This window comes from Cupriavidus sp. 05T42 (assembly GCF_056396345.1).
Window position 1 is genome coordinate 92711 of sequence record NZ_JBFTLH010000016.1, and the last position, 21501, is coordinate 114211.

The 21501-nt window shown below is 68.0% G+C and carries 20 protein-coding genes; 6 read left to right on the forward strand and 14 right to left on the reverse strand.

Annotation, left to right across the window (positions count from 1 at the left end):
* Position 1: 1 nt before the first annotated feature.
* Entirely contained in the window at positions 2-1234 is a 1233-nt protein-coding gene (locus AC1EJR_RS20485) for a CaiB/BaiF CoA transferase family protein (protein ID WP_092295198.1), read from the forward strand.
* Here AC1EJR_RS20485 and AC1EJR_RS20490 read toward each other — a convergent pair.
* Entirely contained in the window at positions 1231-2823 is a 1593-nt protein-coding gene (locus AC1EJR_RS20490) for an ATP-binding protein (RefSeq protein WP_454757623.1), read from the reverse strand. The two genes, AC1EJR_RS20485 and AC1EJR_RS20490, sit on opposite strands and share 4 nt — an antisense overlap.
* Before the next feature lie 305 nt (positions 2824-3128).
* Here AC1EJR_RS20490 and AC1EJR_RS20495 point away from each other — a divergent pair, with 305 nt between their 5' ends.
* From AC1EJR_RS20495 to AC1EJR_RS20505, 3 genes are read left to right on the forward strand one after another with little or no spacing between them, the layout of a single operon-like run.
* Entirely contained in the window at positions 3129-4616 is a 1488-nt protein-coding gene (locus tag AC1EJR_RS20495) for an efflux transporter outer membrane subunit (RefSeq protein ID WP_477113287.1), read from the forward strand.
* Positions 4617-4647: 31 nt separating this feature from the next.
* Positions 4648-5895 carry an HlyD/EmrA/EmrK family protein gene (locus AC1EJR_RS20500; RefSeq protein ID WP_092295190.1) on the forward strand — a complete coding sequence of 416 codons (1248 nt, stop codon included), beginning with the start codon at positions 4648-4650 and terminating at the stop codon, positions 5893-5895.
* Between the two features lie 41 nt (positions 5896-5936).
* Positions 5937-7496, forward strand: a complete 1560-nt coding sequence (locus AC1EJR_RS20505) for a DHA2 family efflux MFS transporter permease subunit (RefSeq protein ID WP_477147479.1) — start codon at positions 5937-5939, stop codon at positions 7494-7496.
* A gap of 17 nt (positions 7497-7513) precedes the next feature.
* Here the strand turns inward: AC1EJR_RS20505 and AC1EJR_RS20510 are convergent, their stop codons facing one another.
* The 5 genes from AC1EJR_RS20510 to AC1EJR_RS20530 all read right to left on the reverse strand — a co-directional run bounded on the left by AC1EJR_RS20510 (position 7514) and on the right by AC1EJR_RS20530 (position 12453).
* Positions 7514-7954 carry a MarR family winged helix-turn-helix transcriptional regulator gene (locus AC1EJR_RS20510; protein ID WP_092295184.1) on the reverse strand — a complete coding sequence of 147 codons (441 nt, stop codon included), beginning with the start codon at positions 7952-7954 and terminating at the stop codon, positions 7514-7516.
* Positions 7955-8041: 87 nt separating this feature from the next.
* Positions 8042-9586, reverse strand: coding sequence for an MFS transporter (locus tag AC1EJR_RS20515; protein WP_477147480.1), 1545 nt, complete (start codon positions 9584-9586; stop codon positions 8042-8044).
* Positions 9587-9593: 7 nt separating this feature from the next.
* A complete protein-coding gene (locus tag AC1EJR_RS20520) occupies positions 9594-10772 on the reverse strand; it encodes an HlyD/EmrA/EmrK family protein (RefSeq protein ID WP_092295182.1) in 1179 nt (392 codons plus the stop codon).
* Complete coding sequence (locus AC1EJR_RS20525; RefSeq protein WP_477113240.1) at positions 10769-12262, reverse strand: efflux transporter outer membrane subunit; 1494 nt, start codon at positions 12260-12262, stop codon at positions 10769-10771. The genes AC1EJR_RS20520 and AC1EJR_RS20525 overlap by 4 nt, the downstream gene beginning before the upstream one ends.
* Entirely contained in the window at positions 12259-12453 is a 195-nt protein-coding gene (locus AC1EJR_RS20530) for a hypothetical protein (RefSeq protein WP_143093902.1), read from the reverse strand. Before AC1EJR_RS20530 ends, AC1EJR_RS20525 begins: the two co-directional genes overlap by 4 nt.
* A gap of 56 nt (positions 12454-12509) precedes the next feature.
* On the opposite strand from AC1EJR_RS20530, the gene AC1EJR_RS20535 reads away from it, so the two are divergent.
* Both AC1EJR_RS20535 and AC1EJR_RS20540 read left to right on the forward strand, forming a co-directional pair.
* Positions 12510-13496 (forward strand): alpha/beta fold hydrolase, encoded by a 987-nt coding sequence (locus AC1EJR_RS20535; protein WP_092295178.1) that lies wholly within the window; start codon positions 12510-12512, stop codon positions 13494-13496.
* Between the two features lie 31 nt (positions 13497-13527).
* Complete coding sequence (locus AC1EJR_RS20540; protein ID WP_441592508.1) at positions 13528-14235, forward strand: cysteine hydrolase family protein; 708 nt, start codon at positions 13528-13530, stop codon at positions 14233-14235.
* A gap of 6 nt (positions 14236-14241) precedes the next feature.
* Here the strand turns inward: AC1EJR_RS20540 and AC1EJR_RS20545 are convergent, their stop codons facing one another.
* The 8 genes from AC1EJR_RS20545 to AC1EJR_RS20580 form a co-directional block, all read right to left on the reverse strand.
* A complete protein-coding gene (locus tag AC1EJR_RS20545) occupies positions 14242-15150 on the reverse strand; it encodes a LysR family transcriptional regulator (protein WP_441592509.1) in 909 nt (302 codons plus the stop codon).
* A gap of 59 nt (positions 15151-15209) precedes the next feature.
* Positions 15210-15911, reverse strand: coding sequence for a cysteine hydrolase family protein (locus AC1EJR_RS20550; protein ID WP_092295170.1), 702 nt, complete (start codon positions 15909-15911; stop codon positions 15210-15212).
* 114 nt (positions 15912-16025) lie between these two features.
* Positions 16026-16493 carry a DUF2269 family protein gene (locus AC1EJR_RS20555; protein ID WP_477147487.1) on the reverse strand — a complete coding sequence of 156 codons (468 nt, stop codon included), beginning with the start codon at positions 16491-16493 and terminating at the stop codon, positions 16026-16028.
* Entirely contained in the window at positions 16466-17782 is a 1317-nt protein-coding gene (locus tag AC1EJR_RS20560; RefSeq protein WP_441592510.1) for an SDR family oxidoreductase, read from the reverse strand. The genes AC1EJR_RS20555 and AC1EJR_RS20560 overlap by 28 nt, the downstream gene beginning before the upstream one ends.
* Before the next feature lie 72 nt (positions 17783-17854).
* Entirely contained in the window at positions 17855-18382 is a 528-nt protein-coding gene (locus AC1EJR_RS20565) for a GbsR/MarR family transcriptional regulator (RefSeq protein ID WP_441592511.1), read from the reverse strand.
* Between the two features lie 43 nt (positions 18383-18425).
* On the reverse strand, positions 18426-19484 hold the full coding sequence (locus AC1EJR_RS20570) for a VWA domain-containing protein (protein ID WP_477147481.1): 1059 nt from the start codon (positions 19482-19484) through the stop codon (positions 18426-18428).
* Entirely contained in the window at positions 19481-20503 is a 1023-nt protein-coding gene (locus AC1EJR_RS20575; protein WP_477147482.1) for a DUF58 domain-containing protein, read from the reverse strand. The genes AC1EJR_RS20570 and AC1EJR_RS20575 overlap by 4 nt, the downstream gene beginning before the upstream one ends.
* Complete coding sequence (locus AC1EJR_RS20580) at positions 20481-21494, reverse strand: AAA family ATPase (protein WP_441645765.1); 1014 nt, start codon at positions 21492-21494, stop codon at positions 20481-20483. The genes AC1EJR_RS20575 and AC1EJR_RS20580 overlap by 23 nt, the downstream gene beginning before the upstream one ends.
* Positions 21495-21501: the final 7 nt, after the last annotated feature.

Here is a 21501-nt window from a genome sequence, read left to right on the forward strand (position 1 = left end):
CATGGAGCGGACTGCCAAGAGCGATCGATCGACGCCCAACGCGCCGGCCGCCATCGGCCCGCTGCATGGCGTGCGGGTGCTGGACCTGTCCTCAGTCGTGCTGGGGCCGATGGCCACGCAGCTGCTGGCCGACATGGGCGCCGACGTGATCAAGGTGGAGGCGCCCGAAGGCGACCTGATGCGGGCCAACGGCGTGGTGCACCACGTGGGCATGAGTTCGATCTTCCTCGCCCTGAACCGCAACAAGCGCTCCATCGTGCTCGACCTGAAAAGCCCGGCCGGACGCGAGGCGCTGGAGCGGCTGATCCCGACCGCGGACGTGCTGATCCACAACATGCGCGTCGGTGCCATCGAGCGGCTTGGCCTTGGCTACGCGGCCGTGGCGGCGCTGAAGCCGGACATCGTCTACTGCGCCGCCACCGGTTTTGGCCAGGACGGGCCGCACCGCGACAAGCCGGCGTTCGACGACATCATCCAGGCTGCGTGTGGTTTCGTGGGGGCGGCGTCGGGGGATGGTGCCGCGCCGGACTACATGCCGAGCCTGATCGCGGACAAGACCACAGGGCTGGCGGTGGCCAACGCGGTGCTGGCGGCGCTGTTCCATCGCGAGCGGCATGGCGCGGGGCAGTACGTGGAGGTGCCGATGCTGGAAACCATGACCGCCTTCGTGCTGACCGAGCATATGGGCGGCATGACGTTCCCGGACAACCCGGGCAAGGCCGGCTACGCGCGGCTGCTCGGCGGCGGGCGCAAGCCGGTGCGCACCGCCGACGGCTGGATGAGTCTGCTGCCGTACACCGAGAAGCACTGGCATGCCTTCTTTGCCGAAGTGGGCCGGAACGACCTCGCCAGCCGCTACGACATCGCCAGCCGGCGCGCGCGCAATGCGCATATCCAGGCGCTGTACGGCCACCTGCGCGAACTGGCGCCCGAGCGGACCACGGCGCAATGGATGGCGATGTGCGAGCGGATGGACATCCCCGCCACGCCGATCTACGGCCTGGACGACCTGCCGGCGCATCCGCATCTGCGCGAAGTGGGTTTGTTCGAGGACTCCACGCATCCGGTGGTCGGGCCGATCCGCCAGATCCGGCCGACGGCGAAGTTCTCCGAAACGCCGACCGCGATCCACCGCCCGGCGCCGGCGCTGGGCGAGCACACGGCCGAGGTGCTGGGGGAGACGGGGATGGACGCCGCCGAGATCACGGCGATGATTGCCGGGAACGCGCGCTAGGCGTCGAGCGTGGGCACCGTGAACCGGAACACGGCGCCACGCGCCTCGTTCTCGCAGAGTTCCAGGGTGCCGCCATGGGCCTGGATGATCGATCGGCAGATCGTCAGGCCCATGCCCATGCCGCTGGACTTCGTCGTGCAGAACGGTTCGAAGAGCCGCACCGCGTGCTCGGGCGGTACACCCGGTCCGGAGTCGCGTACCGTCACCACCACGGCATGTCCCGCATCGGCGGCGGTGCGGATCGTCAGTTCCCGGGGGCCGTCGTCCACGGCGCTCATCGCTTCCACGGCATTCATGATCAGGTTCAGCATGGCCTGCTGCAGCTGGACACGATCCCCCTTGACCGGCGGCAGATCCTCCGCGAGCTGCATCTGCACCGCCACGCCATGCTGGACGACTTCGCCGCGCGTCAGGGTAATGACTTCGCGAATCGCCTCGTTGATCTGCACCCCCTCCTTTTGCAGCGGGGCGTTCTTGAACAGGTCGCGGATGTGGCTCATCATGTCGCTGGCCTGCCGGGCGTCCTTGTTGATCCGCTCGAAGGCGAGGCGCGCTTCTTCCAGATTCGGTGGTTGCGCCGCGAGCCAGCGCAGGCCCGCGCTGGCGTTCATCGCACAGGCGCCGATCGGCTGCTTCAGCTCATGGCTGATGGAGGCCGTGAGCTGCCCCATGGTCGTGACCCGGTTGACGTGCGCCAACGCGCTTTGGGTTTCCCGGTAACGGCGCTCGCTTTCGCGGGCGTCGGCTTCGGCGAGCTTGCGTTCGGTCAAATCCAGCACGAACGCGACCCCCTCCTTGCCGCCGTCCTCGAACCGGGCCACGCCCATCATCACCGGCACCCGGCTGCCATCCTTGCGGAAATATTCCTTCTCGAACGGTTGCAGGCGGCCGCTGCGCTTGAGTACCGGCAACCGGTCTCGCAGATCCACCTCAAGCCAATCCGGCGGGGTCATCGCGGTCCAACGCATGCCGCGCGACCGCAAATCCTCGCGGTCGTAGCCGACGATCCGCAGGAAGGCGTCATTGGCCTCGACGATGACCTGGGTGTCCACCTCCCAGAGGAAGATGCCGATGATGTCGGCGTCCACCAGGCGCCGGATCCTGGCCTGGCTTTCCGCAAGCTGGCCGCTCAAGGCCATCAGCATGTTMAGGTCGGCTTGCAGGATGTCCCGGCACATCGACAGCAGCCGGAGAAACTGGTTGCTGTAGGCGTTCTTCTTCCGGTCGAGCACGCAGATCGTGCCGAACACTTCGCCATCGGGCCAGCTGATCGGGAGCCCCATGTACGAGATCATGCCCAGCTTGATATCCGGGTTGGCATTCCAGTCCACGTCCGCTAGGGCATCCGGCACCAGCAGCGGCTGGCGGGTCTCCATCACGGTCTCGCAATACAGCCCCGTATCCAGCGGGGCGGTTTCGGCCGCCTCATAAGGATTGCCCTCCGAATGGCTCGATACCAGCACTTCGATATTGGGTGCCTTGGTCCGCATGATCAGCGCGGACGGCACGCACATGATCTCGGCGAGCAGATTGACAATGTCTTGCCATTTGTCGACGGTTGACAGGGGGACTTCGAGGGCGTGGGGCATGGGTAGGACGGGAAGTGCGAATCTGATGTTCTGCGGCGGGAATTCGGTTCAGATGGTAGCGCTAAACCGGAACGACTGAGATGACGGACACGTTACTGCCACATAAGTGACATATCAGGCATTTATTGTCGCCTTCGTCACCGTGCACGCACAAAGTCCAATTAAGGMTTGTTTTTTGCTGACCTGTCAATTATTGTTCAGGCAAATAACGCGCAGCACGGCCAAATTGTACGAAAAGCCCACGCTGCGCCACTTTTTTGCATGATTAACTGACAGGTCAGATAATGTTCGAGCAATCTAAGGGAATGCCGCGCGGGGTGAGTCGCCTGGCCAGGCCAGTGCTGTCGACCCTCGTGGTCGCGGTGCTGGCGGGCTGTGCGAACTATGCCGGCATCCGAAGCGACCGCCAGATGGCGCAGCCCGGCCAATACGCCACCACGCAGAGCCTTCCGGCGGAGCAGGGCCGATGGCCCGCGGCGGATTGGGCCGACCAGTTCGGGGATGCGCAACTCAAGGCGTTGATCGCGGAAGCGTTGAAAGACAGCCCGACACTCGACAAGGCCCGCGCCCGCGTGGCGGCGGCGGTGGCGTTCAGCGAAACCGCCAACGCCAATACGCTGCCGCAGGTGGGGGCCGGCTATAGCTGGACGCGCCAGCGCCTGACCGAAAGCACCTTTATCCCGCCCGCGTTCGCCGGCAGCTGGCAATCGGAAAACAAGGCCTTCCTCGGCGCCAGCTACGAGCTGGACCTGTGGGGCAAGAACCGTGAGGCGTTGCGCTCGGCCGTGTCGACGGTGCACGCCAGCGAGGCCGAAGCCGAGCAGGTGCGCCTGACGCTGACGAGCGCCATCGCCCGCAGCTACAACGAGCTGGGGCGCCTCTACGCCCTGCTCGACATTGCGCGCGACGAAGTCGGCCAGCGCACCGAAGTGCTGCGCGTGGCGCGGGGCCGGGTGAAGATGGGGCTCGATACCGAAGTCGAGCTGCGCACTGCCGAGGCCAATCTGGCCGCCGCGCAAGTCAGTGTCTCCGCGCTGGAAGGCAATATCCAGCGCACCCGCTATCAACTGGGCGCGCTGCTCGGGCAGGGGCCGGATCGCGGCCTGGCCATCGCACGTCCCACGCTTGGCGTGGGCGACGAGATCCATCTGCCGGCCAACCTGCCCGCCGACCTCGTCTCGCGCCGCCCGGACATCGTGGCCGCGCGCTGGCGCGTGGAGGTCACCACGCACGACATCAAGGTGGCCAAGGCCGAGTTCTATCCGGATATCAACCTGAGTGCGGCCATCGGCCTCGATGCCTTTGGCTGGGGCCGCTTCCTGCGCGCGGCGAGCCGCACGGCATCGGCCGGGCCGGCCATCCATCTGCCGATCTTCGACGGCGGCGCGCTGCGTGCGCAGCTCAAGGGGCGCTATGCCGAGTTCGACTTCGCGGTGGCGAACTACAACGACACGCTGATCCAGGCGCTGACCGATGTGGCCACGCAACTGGCCGATATCCGCGCGGTGGACGCGCAGTTGGTCAACGCCACGCGGTCCGACGAGGCCGCGCAGCGCGCGCTCCGGCTGGCGATGGCCCAGTACCAGGGCGGCCTGACCACGCAGTTGACCGTGCTCAACGCCCAGACCACGGCGCTGGCCAGCAGCCAGGTGGTGACCAACCTGCGCATGCAACGCCGCGACCGGCAGATCGCGCTGGCTACCGCGCTTGGCGGTGGGTACACCGAGACCGCCCAGACCGCCCAGACCGTCGAGACCGTCGCCCACACCCAACAGACAGCGGCGGCCCGCTGATCGCCCCCTTCCTTCGATAACAGACCCTCTCATGACCTCGACTCCTTCCTCCGCTGACAAGCCGTCCGCCACCGCGCCGAAGTCTTCCCGCAAGCGCCTGCTGGCGCTGCTGGGTTTGACCACGCTCCTGGCCGCCGCAGGCTATGGCGCCTACTACTACGGGGTGGCCCGGTTCCACGAACACACCGACGATGCCTACGTGAACGGCAACCTCGTGCAACTGACGCCCCAGGTGAGCGGCACCGTGGTGTCGGTCAACGCCGACGACACGCAGGTCGTGCGGGCCGGCGAGCCGGTCGTGACGCTGGACCCTGCCGATACCCGCATTGCGCTGGCCAACGCCGAGGCCGCGCTGGGCCAGACCGTGCGGCAGGTGAGCGCGCTCTATATCAACAACGATGTGCTGGCCGCCACCGTGCGGCAGCGGGAGGCCGATGTGGCGCGCGTGCGTGACGATCTGCGCCGCCGCACGGCGGTTTCCGAGTCCGGCGCCGTGGCGGTCGAGGACATCGCCCATGCCCGCGATGCGGTCAAGTCCGCCGAAGCCGCGCTGGAGACGGCCCGCCAGCAACTCGCCTCGAACCATGCCCTGACCGACGGGGCCGCCGTGGCGGACCACCCCAGCGTGGAGGCCGCCGCCGCACGCGTGCGCGACGCCTACCTCGCCAATGCCCGCAATACGCTGCCGGCGCCGGTCACCGGCTATGTGGCGCGCCGCTCCGTGCAGGTGGGGCAGCGGGTGGCGCCGGGCAATCCKCTGATGGCCATCGTGCCGCTGGACGGCGTCTGGGTGGATGCCAACTTCAAGGAAGTCCAGCTCAAGCACATCCGCATCGGCCAGCCGGTGGCACTGCATGCCGACCTCTACGGCAGCACGGTGACGTACCACGGCAAGGTGGTCGGCTTCTCGGCCGGCACCGGCAGCGCGTTCTCGGCCCTGCCGGCGCAGAACGCCACGGGGAACTGGATCAAGGTGGTGCAGCGCCTGCCGGTGCGGATCGCCCTCGATCCGGCCGAACTGCGCGCCCATCCGCTGCAGATCGGGCTGTCGATGCAGGTGGATGTGGAAACCAAGGCGCGTGGCGATGCCCTGGACGCCACACGCAACCCCACGCGCAACGCCGCCCCGGTCCGCACCACGTACAGCACGGACGTGTTCCGGCAGTACGGCGCCGAAGCGGATGCCGAGATCGACCGCATCATCGCGCGCAACCGGGGGCAGGGCGGCGAGCAAAGCGCGGCGCGCAAGCGTGAGACCCCCGCGCGCACCGCGTCGTAACCCAGCCATCCCCCAGCCATCACCGCAACCGGAGCCGCATCATGTCTACCGCGACCCCCTTCCAGCCGCCCCCGCCGCTCACCGGCGGCAGGCTGGTGCTGGGCAGCTTTGCCGTGGCGCTCGCCACCTTTATGAACGTGCTGGATTCGTCGATCGCCAACGTGGCGATTCCGACCATCTCCGGCAACCTCGGCGTGTCCGTCCATGAAGGCACGTGGGTCATCACGCTGTTCGCCGCCGCCAACGCCGTGGCCATTCCGCTGACCGGCTGGCTCACGCAGCGCGTGGGGCAGATCCGGCTGTTCGTCGGCTCGCTGCTGCTGTTCGTGCTGGCGTCATGGCTGTGCGGCATCGCGCCGAACCTGACCGCGCTGCTGGCCGCGCGCATCCTGCAGGGCGCGGTGGCCGGGCCGMTGATTCCGCTGTCGCAGGCCATCCTGCTCGGCTCGTTTCCGAAGGAGAAGAGTTCGCAGGCGCTGGCGCTGTGGGCCATGACGGCCACCGTGGGGCCGATTGCCGGCCCGGCGCTGGGCGGATGGATGACCGACAGCTACTCCTGGGCGTGGATCTTCTACATCAACGTGCCGGTGGGGCTGTTCGCCGCCGCCGTGACCTGGGCGGTCTATCGCGACMGCGAATCACCGGTGCGCAAGCTGCCGATCGACATGGTCGGCCTGGCCTCGCTGATTACCTGGGTGGCGTCGCTGCAGATCATGCTCGACAAGGGCAAGGATCTCGACTGGTTCGCCTCGCCCGTGATCATCGGCCTTGGGGTGGTGGCGCTGCTCAGCTTCGTCTTCTTCGTGATCTGGGAGCTGACCGAGCCTGACCCGATCATCGACCTGCGCCTGTTCAAGGGCCGCAACTTCCTGGCGGGCACGGCGGCGATCTCGGTGGGCTTTGCCTTGTTCTTCGCCAACCTCGTGGTGCTGCCCCAGTGGATGCAGCAGTACCTGGCGTATCCGGCGGTCAACGCGGGTCTCGTCACGGCGCCGCTGGGCATCTTTGCCGTGCTGCTGGCGCCGGTGGTCGGCAAGCTGCTGCCGAAGGCCGAGTTGCGTGTGCTGGCGACGCTGGCGTTCCTGGGCTTTGCCGCCGTGTTCTTCATGCGCTCGCAATACACGACCGGCGTGGATACCTTCACGCTGGTGCTGCCCACGCTGCTGCAGGGCATTCCGATGGCGCTGTTCTTCGTGCCGCTGACGGCCATCATCCTCTCCGGCCTGCCGCCGGAGAAGATTCCGGCTGCGGCTGGTTTGTCGAACTTCGTGCGGGTCTTCTTCGGCGCGGCCGGCACGTCGCTGGCCACCACGGTGTGGAACGATCGCGCGGTGCTCCACCACGCCCGGCTCGCGGAACAGGCCGGCCCGGGCAATCCGCTCTATACGACCGCGCTCGAGTCGATCCAGACGGCCATGCATCTGTCGCCGGACCAGGCCGTGGCGTTCTTCGAACGGGGGATGAATGCGCAGGCGATCATGCTCGGGCTCAACGATATCTTCTGGGTCTCGGCGGTGATCTTCGTCGCCATCATCCCGTTGATCTGGCTGACCCGGCCTGCGAAGGGCAAGATGTCGAGCGCTGCTGCGGCGGCCCACTGAGGGCCACCCCTTGCTGCTCAGGCGGCTTCGGAGAATTTGTGCAGCAGGCGCAGGAACTCGCTGAACTCCTCCCGCGAGAAATGGCGCAGGCGGTGGTTCAGCACATCCGGGGCGATGTCGGGCACGCGGCTGGCCACGTCCCGGCCCTTGTCGGTCACGATCAGGTTCACCACGCGCCGGTCTGCCTCGCTCCGCTGCCGCTGCAGCATACCCTTGCTCTCCAGCTTGTCGAGCATGCGCGTCATCAGGCCGGTGTCGATCTCCAGCAGCTTGCTGATCTCCAGCGGCGTGCTGGCCGCGCCCTGCGTGAGCGACAGCAGGATGCCCATCTGCTGGCCGGTGATGTCCAGCGGACGGAGCGCCGCGTCGATCTCCATCAGCAGCCCGTTGCGGGCCTTGTTCAGATGGAAGCCAACGCTCTGCGTCAATCGGAAGTTCTCGCGGTTGTAGTGTTTCACGGCGCCTCGGAAAAGCCAGGAGCCGTCAATGTATCTGATGCGTCAGTCAATGGGAAGGGCGTGCGCCGAGGCCAGCAAGCGGGGCGCTCAGCGGATCACCTTCTGGGTCAGGCTCACGACGATGGCCAGCACGGCCACCACGGCAAGCGCGCGGAAGTGGTCAAGATTGGCCAGCAGGGCGGATTGCTGCGCGAGCACCTGCGCGATCTGCGCCGTGGCGAGTTCGGCGGCGCGCACCGGATCGGACGACGCGGCAATCGCCGCCGTGAAGCGCGCGTGGGCGTCCTGGAACTGCGGGCTGTTGAGGTGGATGGTGTCATGCAGCGTGCTGTAGTGCCGCGTGGTCAGCCATTGCTGGCCCACCGTGGCGATGGTCACGCCCAGCGCCTGGCCGAGCTGGCCGAGCATGTTCTTGGTCTGCTGCGCGTTGGAGAACACGGACTCGTTGTGCGCCACGCCGCTGAAAGTCTGCATGGCCGTCACCGGCATCAGGATCATGATGAAGACCCCGTAGAACGCGAGCGCCGGCAGCACGTGGCCCCACAGGTCGGGCGCGGGTGGCATCCGGCTCATCATCCAGGCCGAGATGGCCAGCGACAGAAAGCCGGCGACGAAGTACTTGCGCGGACTGGGCCAGCGCGGCAGCAGGCGCGAGACGGTCAGCCAGGTGAGCACGCCCGCCGACAACCCCATCGCATAGAACTGCCCGGCGGTGGACCAGGCATGCCCGAGCGAGCGCTGCAGGACAATGGGCAGCAGGTAGCCATTCGCGCCCAGCGTGACGTAGCAGAACGTGAACAGCGCCAGCCCGCACAGGTAACGCGGCTCGACCAGATGGCGCAGCCGCAGCAGCGGACGTTCGCTGCGGGACTCCGTCCAGATGAAGCCGAGCAGGGCGGTGCCGCCCGCGATGGCGCCGATCACCAGCCAGAGCCGGTCCGCGTAGAAATCGTAGTAGGAACGCTGCAGCACATACAGGACCAGGAAGCTGCCCACGGCCAGCGCGGCCAGCCGAATCGGATGGGCGTCCGAGCGTTGCGCGGGCGGCGCCGTGGCCTCCGGCAGGACGCTGGTGGCCGGTAGCAGCGCCAGCGTACACCCGGCCACCAGCCAGAAGATCAGCGGCCAGCGGTCCGCGCTGACGATGGCGGAGGCCAGCCAGGGTGCCAGCGCCATGCCGCAGCACACGCCGGACGCCAGCGCCTTGATGCCGAAGAATCGCGCCGGGCTGGGCGGGATCAGGTTCACGGTCAGCCGCGACGACGTCACCATGCCGGCACAGCCGAGCGCCATGACCATGCGGGMGACCAGGAAGGTCTCGTAGCTGTCGGCATGGGCGCACAGGAGCGCCCCCAGCGCCGCCGCCATCAGCGACCCCTGGACGTAGCGCCGCCATCCCACGCGCTCCACGATCCAGCGCTGCAGCGCGATCACCACCACCGCCACGCTGGCGTAGGCCGCCGCGACGGTGCTGTACTGGTCCGGGCTCGCGCCGATCTCGCCCATGATCGGCGCGGCGGAGAAGGCCACCATGCCGTTCTGGAGGAAGTCGATCGTGGTCAGCGCGCCTATCGTCAGCAGGAGACGTCGGGGAGGCGCGGAGGGCATGGCGGAAGGCATGGCGGAGGTCATGGCGCGCCTAGGAGTTGTCGTCGATGATGCGGCGCACGTGCGCTTCGGCGCGCGCCAGTTCGTCCGCGAACACCGTGGTGCGGTAGTTCTGGCTGGAGGCGTCGATGGCCACCAGCCGCTTGCCGTCCCGGGCGCGCGTATCGACGGCGACCTTCATCGACAGGCCGATCTGTAGCGGGTGGGCCGTCACTTCCGCCGGGTCCAGCGCGATGCGCACCGGCACACGCTGCACCACCTTGATCCAGTTGCCGGTGGCGTTCTGCGCCGGCAGCAGCGCAAACGCGCTGCCGGTGCCGGCGTCCTGCCCGATGACCCGGCCGTGGTACACCACCCGCCGGCCGTACAGGTCGGTGGTCAGCGTCACCGGCTGGCCGAGGCGGATATCGCGCAACTGCGACTCCTTCAGGTTGGCCGTGACCCACAGGTGATCCAGCGGCACCACGGACATCATCGACACGCCCGGGCTGACGCGCTGCCCCACCTGCACCGAGCGCTTGGTCACCACGCCCCCCACCGGCGCCAGGATGCGCGTGCGCGAGAGGGCGATGCTGGCATTGCGCACCTGCGCGGCGGCGGCGAGCACATCGGGGTGAGACCCCACCGACGTCCGCTCGACCAGCGCCTGGTTGCGCTTGAGCTGCTCGCTGGCCATGGTCAGGGCGGCCTGTGCGGCGCGTACAGCATGGCGCGCATGGATCAGTTCTTCGCCCGAGATCGCCCCGCTGGCGACCAGCGCCGAGCGCCGCGTCATGTTCTCCTGCTCCCGCGCCAAGTCGACCGTGCGCAGTTCCACATTGGCGCGATCCTGGCCGACTGCGGCAAACTGCCCGCGCACCTGCCGCACCGTGCGGGCGAGCTGGGCCTGCGCGGCCGCCAGCGCCAGCTGGGCATCCACGCCATTGAGTTCGACCAGGGTCACGCCCGAGGCGACCAGATCCGTGTTGTCGGCGAGGATCGCGGTGACCACGCCGCTGACCTGCGGCGTGACCTGCACCACGTTGCCTTCGACATAGGCATCTTCGGTGGAAACCTGGTCCCGGCCGTATTGCAGCCAATAGCCGGCGGCGCCGGCAAGCAGGAGGACGAGCAGGACGCCGCCGGCGATGCGCCGGCGCCGTGCCGGACGGAGGTCGACGGGCGGCGCGGCGGTGGCTTGCGCGGGCGTGGGCTGGCTGGCGGGATTCATGATGCGCTCCGGGTGGCCGCACCGGCGCCTTGGGCCGGCGCTGTCGCGGTGTCATACCCGCCGCCCAGCGCGCGGATCAGTTCGAGGTGCAACGTACGCTCCTGGGTTTCAAGGTCGATCAGCAATTGCTTCTGTTGCAGGACCTGGCCCTCGGCCGACAGCACCTGCAGATAGTTGCCCACGCCGCTGCGATAGCGCGACACGGCCATGTCATAGGCTTCCTGCGTCAGTCGCAGCGCCTGTTGCTGCTCGTCGGCGCGCTCGGCATGCCAGCGCAGGGACACCAGCTGGTTGACCACATCGTGCAGCGCGGTAATCAGCGTGGCGTTGTACTGCTCCGTTGCGGCGTCGTACTCGGCCTGCCTTACGCCGAGGTTGGCGCGCAGCCGGCCCCCGTCGAAAATCGGCAACGATAGCGCCGGGCCGATGCCAAGGGTGCGGCTGCCCGCGGTAAAGAAGTCGGACAGGCTCAGGCTGGACAGCCCGGCAAAGGCGTTCAGGCTGATGTTCGGATAGAACTCGGCCTTGGCGGCGCGGATGTCGTGGCCCGCCGCTTCCACGCGCCAACGCTGCGCCACCACATCCGGCCGGCGGCCGATCAGTTCGGCCGGCAGGGTGGCCGGCACCGCCGCCGCGTAGCGGTCGCGCAGTTGCGGGGGGCGGATGTCGGCGCCGGCATCCGGCCCCTTGCCCGCCAGTGCCGCGAGCTGGTTCTGGGTCAGCGCGATGATCTCGTTGATGGCGGCAAGGCGCTCGCGCGTGGCGGGGAGGGCGGCTTCGGCCTGCTTCATGTCGAAGGCCGAGTCGAGTTGCGCATCCACGCGCCGGCGTGTCAGGTCGAACGTGTTCTGGCGCTGGCGGTAGGTCTGCTCGGTCAGCGCGCGCTGGGCGTAGGCGGCATCGAGCCGCAGGTAGGTGCGCACGACGGAGGTGGTCAGCATCAGTTCCGCTGCGTGGTAGTCGACCTCGGCGGCGCGCACGCGGTCCAGCGCGGCGTCGAACGCGGCGCGGTTCTTGCCCCAGAAGTCGAGTTCGTAGCCGAGACCGAGCTGCACGTCACTGGCCCATTTCCAGCTCCCGCCGAGCGGGGGTGGCACAAGGCCGTTCTCGCTGAAGCGCTGGCGCGTGGTCCGCGCGTCCAGGTTGACCTGCGGATACAAGGCGGCTTCGGAGCGGCCGGCGAGCGCATCGGCCTGGCGCACCCGCGCGGCGGCGATGCGCAGCGTGGGTTGCCCGGCCAGTGCCGTTTCCACGAGCGCGGTGAGCTGCGGATCACCGAAGCCTTCCCACCATGCGCGGTCCGGCCAGGCGGCCGGCGACAGGGGCGTGTCGGCGAGCGATGCGGTGGCGGCCAGGCGGTTGGGGTCCTCGACCGTAGCTTGGGTCTTGAGCCCCTTCATGCTGGCGCAGCCCGGCAGGAATACCGCTGCGCCCAACACGCCAAGGCATACCCAGGCCGGCACGGTACGCGTCTTTGGCTTCGCCATCATTGCTTCTCCGCAACCTTCGCCCGGACGACATGGCCGGGGCTGAACATCGGCCCCGACGACAGGCCGGTTGCCTGATACCAAAGGTAGCGGTCGGCCCCGCACGCCGGTAGTGCCCCGCCGGCGCGCACGGTGTTGCCGGAGAGGCACCAATCCTGCGGGCGTTTTCGTTGTTCAATGGAAACCAGCAACAAGCGCACTGTCGTTCACCCCCGATTCTCAACCTCGCAGCAAAACAAGGATCTTCGCCATGTCTTCCGATCAGAGTCTCCCGAATCGCGTGTCACGTCGTAACCTGCTGCTCGGCAGCGCCGCCGCAGCCTCCGCGCTGGTGGCCACCAGCATTCCCGGCGGCGCCGAAGCCGCACAGGCCGCCAAGGGGGCCAGCGCCTCGGCAGCGGGCAAGCCGCACGGCAGCTACATCACCGCCCGCGACGGCACGCAGCTCTACTACAAGGACTGGGGATCGGGTCGGCCCGTGGTGTTCAGTCATGGCTGGCCGCTGCATTCCGATAGCTGGGAGTCGCAGATGCTGCTGGTGGCCAGCTCGGGCTTCCGCGCCGTGGCGCATGACCGTCGTGGCCATGGCCGGTCGAGCCAGCCGTGGGAGGGCAATGACATGGACCACTATGCCGACGACCTCGCCACGGTGATCGAAACCCTCGACCTGCGCGACGCCATCCTGGTGGGCTTCTCCACCGGCGGCGGCGAAGTGGCGCGCTACCTCGGCCGCCACGGCACGCGTCGCGTGTCCAAGGTCGTCCTGGTCTCGGCCGTGCCCCCGGTGATGGTCAAGACGCCGGCCAATCCGAACGGCCTGCCGGTGGAGGTCTTCGACGGCCTGCGCGCGGCCCAGCTCGCCAACCGCTCGCAGTTCTATCGCGACGTGCCGTCCGGCCCGTTCTACGGCTACAACCGTCCGGGCGCCAAGCCGTCCCAGGGGCTGATCGATGCCTGGTGGGCGCAAGGGATGCAGGGCGGACACAAGAACACCCTGGACTCGATCAAGGCCTTCTCGGAAACCGATTTCACCGAAGACCTCAAGAAGATCGACAAGCCGACGCTGATCATCCACGGTGACGACGACCAGATCGTGCCGATCGACGCCGCCGGCCGCGCCTCGGCGAAGCTGATCAAGGGCTCCAAGCTGATCGTCTACCCGGGCGCGCCGCACGGCCTGACCGACACCCACAAGGAGAAATTCAACGCCGATTTGCTGGCGTTTATCCGCAGCTGACCTGCGCAACTTCACCTGAAAGGCCCCCACCATGTGCAATGCCAACCCTGCCTACAAGGACCCGGCCGAGCCGGGCCTGCCCAGCGCCGACCTGACGCTGGACCTCGCGCGTACCGCGCTGGTCGTGATCGACCCGCAGGTCGATTTCATGAGTCCCGAAGGGCGGAGTTGGGGCGTGGTGGGGGAGAGCGTGACCGAGCAGAACCTGGTGCCCAACCTCGTCCGCCTGTTCGCGGCGGCGAAGCAGGCCGGGATCTGCGTCGCCATCTCTCCGCACTACTATTTTCCGCACGACCACAAGTGGAAGGTGGCGGGTCCGGCGGAGATGTTCCAGCATGCCGTCGGCATGTTCGACCGCCCCGGCGCGCTGACGCTGGAGGGCTTCCGTGACTCGGGCGCCGACTTCATGCCCGAGCTGAAGCCTTATATCGAGGATGGCGACACCATCATCTGCTCGACCCACAAGCTCTATGGGCCGCAGGCCAACGATCTGGTCCTGCAGTTGCGCAAGCAGCGGGTGGATCAGGTTATCCTCGCCGGCATGGCGGCCAACCTGTGCGTGGAGTCCCATCTGCGCGACCTGCTCGAGCACGGCTTCGAGGTGGCGGTGGTGCGCGATGCCGTGGCCGGCCCCAAGCTGCCCGAGGGTGACGGCTACCATGCGGCGCTGGTCAACTTCCGCTACATCGCCAACGCGCTCTGGGACACCGACGAGACGCTCAGGCGGCTGGCGCGGTAAGCCGATTCAATCTGCCCGGTCGTCCATCCGATAGTGCGCCGCCATGAATTCGACGAAGGCGCGCGCACGCGGCGTGAGATGTCGGGTGTGGGGATACAGCGCGTAGTAGTGGCTGGTACCCAGCCGGTATTGCGGCAGCACGCGAACCAGCCCGCCCCGGGCCAGTTCGGCACGCACGGTGCGTTCGGTGAATGCCGCGATGCCCGTGCCGGCCAACGCCGCCGCGTACAGCGCGGTGATCGTATCGGTCGACATGCCACCCCGTACACCCACGTGTTCGACAGCCCCGTCCGGGGCTGTCAGCGTCCATTCGCCGGTGCGGTTTGCGCCCGTGAAGCTCAGCACAGCATGCTGCGCAAGGTCCGCCGCCGATACCGGCAGGCCGTGCCGTGCCAGATAGGCCGGTGACGCCACCAGCACCGTGTCCGATGCCGTCAGCGATTTCGCCATCAGGCTGCTGTCGGCCAGCGGTGTACTGCTGATGCGCAGTGCCACGTCGAAACGCTCGGCTACCAGATCCACGAAGTGGTCGCTGCACGACAGATCCAGGGCGATATCGGGAAAGCTTGCCTGGAAGGCCGGCAGCCAGTCCGGCAGCTCCAGCGTGCCGATGGCCAGCGGCACTGTCACCCGCAGCGGCCCGGCGAGATGCTCGCGTTCGCCGGTCATCGCCGCTGTCATGGCGTCCAGGCGCGCGAGGATGTCGAGGCTGTACTGGTGATAGCGCTCGCCCGCCGCGGTCAGCGCGAAGCGGCGCGTGGTGCGGTTCAGCAGCTGCACGCCCATGGCGGCTTCGAGCTGCTTTAACTGCCGCGAGACGGTGGAGTGCGACATGTCGAGCCGCTCCGCCGCCGCCGAGAACCCCTTGGTCTCGACGATGCAGCAGAAGATGCGCATGGCAAGCAACTGATCCATGAAGTATCGATGTGTCCGGCCAAATGAGAAACGCCCCGCAGGGCGTTCCGTGAACCCGCTCAGCGCAGCGGCAGGCGGGTAATGTCGGCGGTGGTCATCACATCGCCGAAGGTGTCTTCGATCTCCGCGAGCGCGGCGCGATGCAGCGCGTCCTTGTCGACCTTCTGGCCGTCGGCCCGCACGATATCGCGCGTGGCGGAGGCGTCCGATGCTATCACAACGTGATAGCCGAGCGGCACCGCGTCCCGCGCCGCGCCGGCCACGCAGGCATGCGTCATCAGGCCCGCCACGATCACGGTTTTCACGCCCAGCGTCTTGAGGCGCCGGTCGAGATCGGTACTCGCAAACACGCTCACGGTCTGCTTGCGCAGCACGGTGTCCTGCGGGCGCGGCAGCATGCCCGGCTCGAACGACACCGTGTCCCCATCGGCCGCAAACAAGGCGGAGCCGGCCGGCGCCACATGCTGCACCTGGAACACCGGCATCCGCGCCTGATCCGCGAACGCCACCAGCCGCTGCGCCTGCGCCAGCGCACGCCGGCCGTCCGGGATGGGCAGCCGGCCGGAGAAGTATTCCTTCTGGAAGTCGATGATGACCAGCGCGGTGGTGCTGGCCTCGAGATGGTCGATGGGCTGGGCGCCGAGAATCGCGCGGATACCCGGATGCGGGTTCGCCCCGGCGGCGCCGGCCGATGCGGCCGATACGGCGAGCGAGACCCCGACGGTAGCGAAGCGCAAATAGCGTGGCAGATGGAAGTTCATGCAACAGGCTCCTCAGGAAAGAGGCGCCAGTCTAGGTACCGCCACGCTGCACTACAACGCCATGCGCCGCACAGGATTTGTGCGGGGGCTGCACAGGCGCGGCCAGCCTTCCCCTTACATTGGCTTCATCACCATCAGCGCGAACACGACCACCATCGCGGTGAAGGCCGGATAGCCGAGCAACTCCCAGCGGCGCGCGTAGTGCCAGTAGAGATCGGGCAGGGCCGTGCCGTTGTCATGCGCGGCGATGGCCATCCGGCACATGCGGATCTGGTACCAGACCACGGGCAGCCAGCAGGCGCCTGCGAACAGGTACAGCGCGCCGGAAGCCAGGATCCACGTGGACGTAAGCGGAAACCCGGCCACATGGAGCATGTACGCACCGGTCAGCGGCTGGATGATGACCGCCGGCGTGGTGAACCACMAGTCCGCCCGGACGACGAGCCGGGATACCACCGCGATGGCCTCCACGGACCCCGAGCGGTTGGCAAAGAACAGGTAGAACGCCGTCCCGAATCCGGTGCCGACCAGCAACACCGACGAGATGACGTGAATCACCTTGATGGCGAGGTATTCCATGATTCCGGCTCCATGTAGAGGATCAGCAGAATGGCGAGGATCGGCAGGTTCTTGAGCACCGGCCCGAACGGATGGGCGAGGAACTCCGGCATCGCCACGGCGATGACTGCCGAGTAGCCGAGGATCAGCGCTGCCTGGGCGACCCATAACGCGCGGCGCGGATACAGCAGGCAGGCCACACCCATGGCCAGGTCGAGCCCGGCAGCGCCATACAGGGCGACCGTCGCCGGCATGCCGTGAATGCCGGTGGCGCCCAGCAGCGCCAGGCTGTCTTCCATCGGATAGACGAACAGCGTGATGAAGGCCGTGGCCATCCAGACAATGGCCATGACCGCGCGCAACAGCGGCAGCCGCCAGGTGGCGATAGCGCGATGGCGCAGGGATTCCGCCTGGGCCGGGGCGATGAACTGGTCCACGCGCCGGGGCGGGTGACCAAGCCACGCCGTAATGGCCGCGTCGTCGTCGGTACATCCGGCCTGCAGCATGCGCCAGTTGTCCGGCGTGAGCGCAGCGCCGGGGACAAATCGCCCGAGCGCCGCAGCCATCGCCATCAGCGGCGCGGGCGCCGTCAGCCAGTGCGCTGACGGCAATCCCATGCCGCGTCGGTAGTGGTCGAGCATGCCTTGGTAGGAGACCTCGCTGCCGCCGACGCAGGCAAGCGTCTGGCCGGGCGGGGTGGCCGGGTCGATCGCCACTTCCACGATGGCGACGAGGTCGTCGATGTGGATCGGCCGGAACCGCGCGTCTGGCAGGGCGGGAATCGGCACCACCGGCAGCGCCGCCAGTGTGCGGAACATGGCGGCCGACGTGCCTTCGTCGCCGTAGACCAGCGAGGGATACAGGATCTGCCATGCGACGGCTTCCACCGGCAGCGCCCGCAGCGCCTCGTCGGCGGCATGCTTGGAGTGGAAGTAGGGCGTGTCGCCCTGCTCGGCGCCGAGCGCCGAGATCTGGACCACGCGGCGGACGCCAGCCTGGGCGCAGGCCTGGAACAGGGCTGCCGGCGCCCGGTGGTGCAGGTCGTCGAACCGGGCTTGGGCGCTTTCGACGATGATGCCGACCGCGTTCACGACCACGTCGATGCCCGCCAACCGGGGCAGCCAGGCCTCGACGGTGGTGTCCTTGCTGAAATCGATGGCGATGTCGCGGTCTGATCGTGGGGTGCGGACCCCCCGCACCACCTCATGGCCTGCCTGCTCCAGCCGCCTACAGATTGCCGCGCCGATGAAGCCCGATGCGCCGCAGACCAGCACCCTCCTGCGGGTGGGGAAGTGGTTCGTGATCTCGTTCATACTGTTTTTTCAGTAAAGACAGAAATACTGCGTGAAAAAGAAACGGGCAGTCGCCCGTTCGTCGTGGTGGCTTCAGGATCGTCTTCGCACGGCGTTGCTGATCTTGGCGGTCAGGCCCAGCGTCTTCATCAGCGTCTCCGGTTTCAGTCGCAGCATTTCATCGGCCAGCGTGCTCATGGTCTCGATGAACTTCAGGGTTTCGGCAATCCGCTCGCGGGTGCCAGCGTCCTCGTCCTCGAGGGCGGGATTGTCCAGGCATTCGCGCAGGGCCACAGCGGTGGGGTCGATCTCGCGCTGGCGCCGGCCTGCCACGATCAGCTTGAACAGCTCCCAGACGTCGCTCGACGTCTCGAAGAAGTCGCGGCGCTCGCCTTTTAGGTGCACCACCTTCACCAGATGCCAGGACTGGAGTTCCTTGAGGCTGTTGCTGACATTGGAGCGGGCCACGCCCAGGGTGTCGGTAATTTCCTCGGCGTCCATCGGACGGGCGGCCAGGTACAGCAGGGCGTGGATCTGCGCCACGGTGCGGTTGACGCCCCAGCGCGAGCCCATTTCACCCCAGTGGAGCACGAAGCGTTCTGCGATCGGTTTCAATTCCATGGATCGCATTCTATTGCTTCAGTAATTTCTGTCAAGAGAGAAATTACAACACCCTCCCAAACCACCACAGCGACAGCAACCCGGCGCAGCCGGCCAGCAGGGCGCCCAGCGCGGCGAAGAAGGCGGTGATTTCCACCTGGTTGCGTTTGTCGAACGCCAGCTTGGCGCTGAGGGCGCGGTAGACCTTCTTGAGCTGGCTGGCATCTTCCAGGCGGAAGTATTCGGCGCYGGTCACGTCGGCCACCTGTTTCAGGACCTTTTCGTCGAGCTTGACCCGGGCCGACCAGCCGTCCACCGAGAGCACCACGCCGTCCGTCGTGCCCACGCCTACCGTGTAGATGCGGACGCCGTGGGCGGCGGCGAGTTGGGCGGCCTGGACCACCGCCGGGCCGGCGTTGCTTTCGCCGTCGGAGAACAGGACGATGGCGCCCGAGGCGTAGGAGCCGGGTCGCTTGTCGTCGTCGCTACCCAGCGCATCGGCAGTCTTCTGCGGGGGGATGTCGTCGTCCATGAGGAGCGCGGCGTCGGGGGTGGCCTGCGGGAGCAGCGTGGTGAGCGCGATCAGCAGGCCGTTGCCGAGAGCCGTGCCGCCCTGCGGTTTCAGGCGGTCGATGGCGCTGGCCACGTCTTCCCGGTTGCGGCTGGGCGCGTGCGCCACGGCGGCCGTGGCGGCCATCGCCACCACGCCCACCTTGACCCCCGAGGGCTGGGCGTCCAGCAGCACCTTGGCGGCCTGCTGGGCGGCGCGAATGCGGCTCGGCTTCACGTCCTGCGCACGCATGCTGCCGGACAGGTCCATCACCAGCATGACGGTATCGATGCGGGACGGCAGCATCAGCACGGCCTGCGGGCGGGCGATGGCGAAGATCAACGCGCTCAGGGCCAGCAGCGCCAGCCCGGGCGACACGTGCCGGCGCCAGCCGGCGCCGCCCGTGGTGGTCAGGCCGACGCTGCGCAGCGCGGGATAGTGCACCGCTGCGCGGCGCCGGCGCGCATCGAGCCAGACATAGCCGGCCCCCAGCACCAGCACGAAGCCGAGCAGCCACAGCATTTCCGGCCACAGGAAACTGAAGAGGGGCAGGCGGCTCATCGCATCGATCATGATGCCCCCGCGCCGCTCGCGGCCCCTTGCCGATGGCGTCGCTGCCGGGCGAAGTGCAGCAGCGCCAGATCGAGCCGGGCGTAGGTCGACAGGGTCAGGCACTCCACGCCGGCCCGCGCGAAGCCCTGCCGCAACTCCGCCTCGCGCGCCTCCGCGGCGGCCGCAAAGCGCTTCCGGAAGGCCGGGTCATGGGTGTCGACGAACATCTGCTCGCCGGTTTCGGCATCCTGCAGCACCACCAGCCCAAGATCAGGCAGGGCCACTTCCAGCGGATCGACCAGCCGCACCGCGACGATTTCGTGGCGCCGGGCCAGCATGGCGAGCGAGGCCTGCCAGCCCGGCGCGCTGATGAAGTCGGAGACCACGAACATCACGGAGCGGCGTTTCGCCACGGACCGCGCGCGTTCGAGCAGGTCGCGCAGCCGGGTGTCGCCCGGCGAAGCGGCCGGCGTGGCCTGCATGCGGTCGAGCAGGTGCAGCAACTGGCGGCGCCCCGCGCGCGCCGGGATCACCGAGGTGGCGATCTCGCCCGCGCCGCCGTAGAACACCGCGCCTACCCGGTTGCCATAGCGCGTCAGCAGCAGCGCCAGCACGGTGGTGAAATCGTTCAGCAGGTCGCGCTTGCGCACGCTGCCCGAGCCGAAGTCGATCGAGCCGCTCAGGTCCAGCAGGAACCAGACTGCCACCTCGCGGTCTTCCTGGAACTCGCGCACATGCGGCGTCTGCAGCCGCGCGGTCACGTTCCAGTCGATGTGGCGCACATCGTCGCCGGGCCGGTATTCGCGCAGATCGGCAAGATCCAGCCCGAAGCCGCGGAACAGGGTGCGGTAGTCGCCCTGGAGCATGCCGTCCAGCCGGCGCACCACGGTCCATTCCAGGCGGCKGACCAGCGCCTCGGTCTGGCTGACGCGCGGGCCGCCCAGCGGMGCCTCCGCAGGCGGGGGGGCCGGCGGGAGCGGGGCGGCGGCGGCAATGCCGTCCGCGCCGGCCCGGCGCCTAGCGAACAGCCGCCCGAGCATGGGTTTCCAGCGGCCGCTCCGGCACCGGCAGGGCCTTGAGGATGCGTGCGATCAACTGGTCCGCCGTCACGCCATCGGACATGGCTTCATAGGAGAGCGCCAGCCGGTGGCGCAGGACATCGGGCACCAGATCCACCACGTCCTCGGGCACGGCATAGTGCCGGCCGCGCAGGAAGGCCAGCGCGCGGGCGCCTTCGATCAGGCCGATGGTGGCGCGGGGGCTGGCGCCGAAGGACACGTAGCGATCCATGTCGGCGAGATCGTAGTTGCCGGGCTTGCGGGTGGCCGCCACCACGCGCACCGCGTACTGGATCAGTTCCGGGTCGACATAGACCTTGCGGCAGGCTTCCTGCAATTCGACCAGATGCTCCGGCGTGGCAATCGCCCCGACATGGATGCGCGGGCCGGTCACGCGATTGACGATGACGACCTCCTCCTCCTCGCTCGGGTAGCCCACCAGCACCTTCATCATGAAGCGGTCCACCTGCGCCTCGGGCAGCGGGTAGGTGCCCTCGGTCTCGATCGGGTTCTGGGTGGCCATGACGAGGAAGGGCGCCGGCACGCGATGCGTCTCCCCGGCGATGGTGACCTGCTTCTCCTGCATCACTTCCAGCAGCGCGCTCTGCACCTTGGCCGGGGCGCGATTGATTTCATCGGCCAGCAGCAGGTTGGCGAACACCGGCCCGCGCACGGTGGAGAACTCGCCGGTGCCCTGGTTGTACATGCGCGTGCCGACCAGGTCCGCCGGCAGCAGGTCCGGCGTGAACTGGATACGCTTGAACGTGCCGCTCATGGTGCGGGCGAGCGTGTTGACGGTCAGCGTCTTGGCCAGGCCCGGCACGCCTTCCACCAGCAGGTGCCCGCCAGCCAGCACGGCCACCAGTACCCGCTCCAGGAAGTGGTCCTGCCCCACCACCACGCGCTTCACCTCGTACAGCAGGCGTTCCATCAGGTTGGCGCTGTCCGCAGCGCTCCGGGCTTCGTCGTTCATAGGCCTC

Excerpts from the sequence above, each read along its gene's own strand:
- AC1EJR_RS20495 (WP_477113287.1), top strand. The coding sequence starts at position 3,129 with ATGCCGCGCGGGGTGAGTCGCCTGGCCAGGCCAGTGCTGTCGACCCTC.
- AC1EJR_RS20540 (WP_441592508.1), top strand. The coding sequence starts at position 13,528 with ATGTGCAATGCCAACCCTGCCTACAAGGACCCGGCCGAGCCGGGCCTG.
- AC1EJR_RS20580 (WP_441645765.1), bottom strand. The coding sequence starts at position 21,494 with ATGAACGACGAAGCCCGGAGCGCTGCGGACAGCGCCAACCTGATGGAA.
- AC1EJR_RS20565 (WP_441592511.1), bottom strand. The coding sequence starts at position 18,382 with ATGGAATTGAAACCGATCGCAGAACGCTTCGTGCTCCACTGGGGTGAA.
- AC1EJR_RS20545 (WP_441592509.1), bottom strand. The coding sequence starts at position 15,150 with ATGGATCAGTTGCTTGCCATGCGCATCTTCTGCTGCATCGTCGAGACC.
- AC1EJR_RS20550 (WP_092295170.1), bottom strand. The coding sequence starts at position 15,911 with ATGAACTTCCATCTGCCACGCTATTTGCGCTTCGCTACCGTCGGGGTC.
- AC1EJR_RS20525 (WP_477113240.1), bottom strand. The coding sequence starts at position 12,262 with ATGATGGCGAAGCCAAAGACGCGTACCGTGCCGGCCTGGGTATGCCTT.
- AC1EJR_RS20560 (WP_441592510.1), bottom strand. The coding sequence starts at position 17,782 with ATGAACGAGATCACGAACCACTTCCCCACCCGCAGGAGGGTGCTGGTC.
- AC1EJR_RS20485 (WP_092295198.1), top strand. The coding sequence starts at position 2 with ATGGAGCGGACTGCCAAGAGCGATCGATCGACGCCCAACGCGCCGGCC.
- AC1EJR_RS20535 (WP_092295178.1), top strand. The coding sequence starts at position 12,510 with ATGTCTTCCGATCAGAGTCTCCCGAATCGCGTGTCACGTCGTAACCTG.
- AC1EJR_RS20520 (WP_092295182.1), bottom strand. The coding sequence starts at position 10,772 with ATGAATCCCGCCAGCCAGCCCACGCCCGCGCAAGCCACCGCCGCGCCG.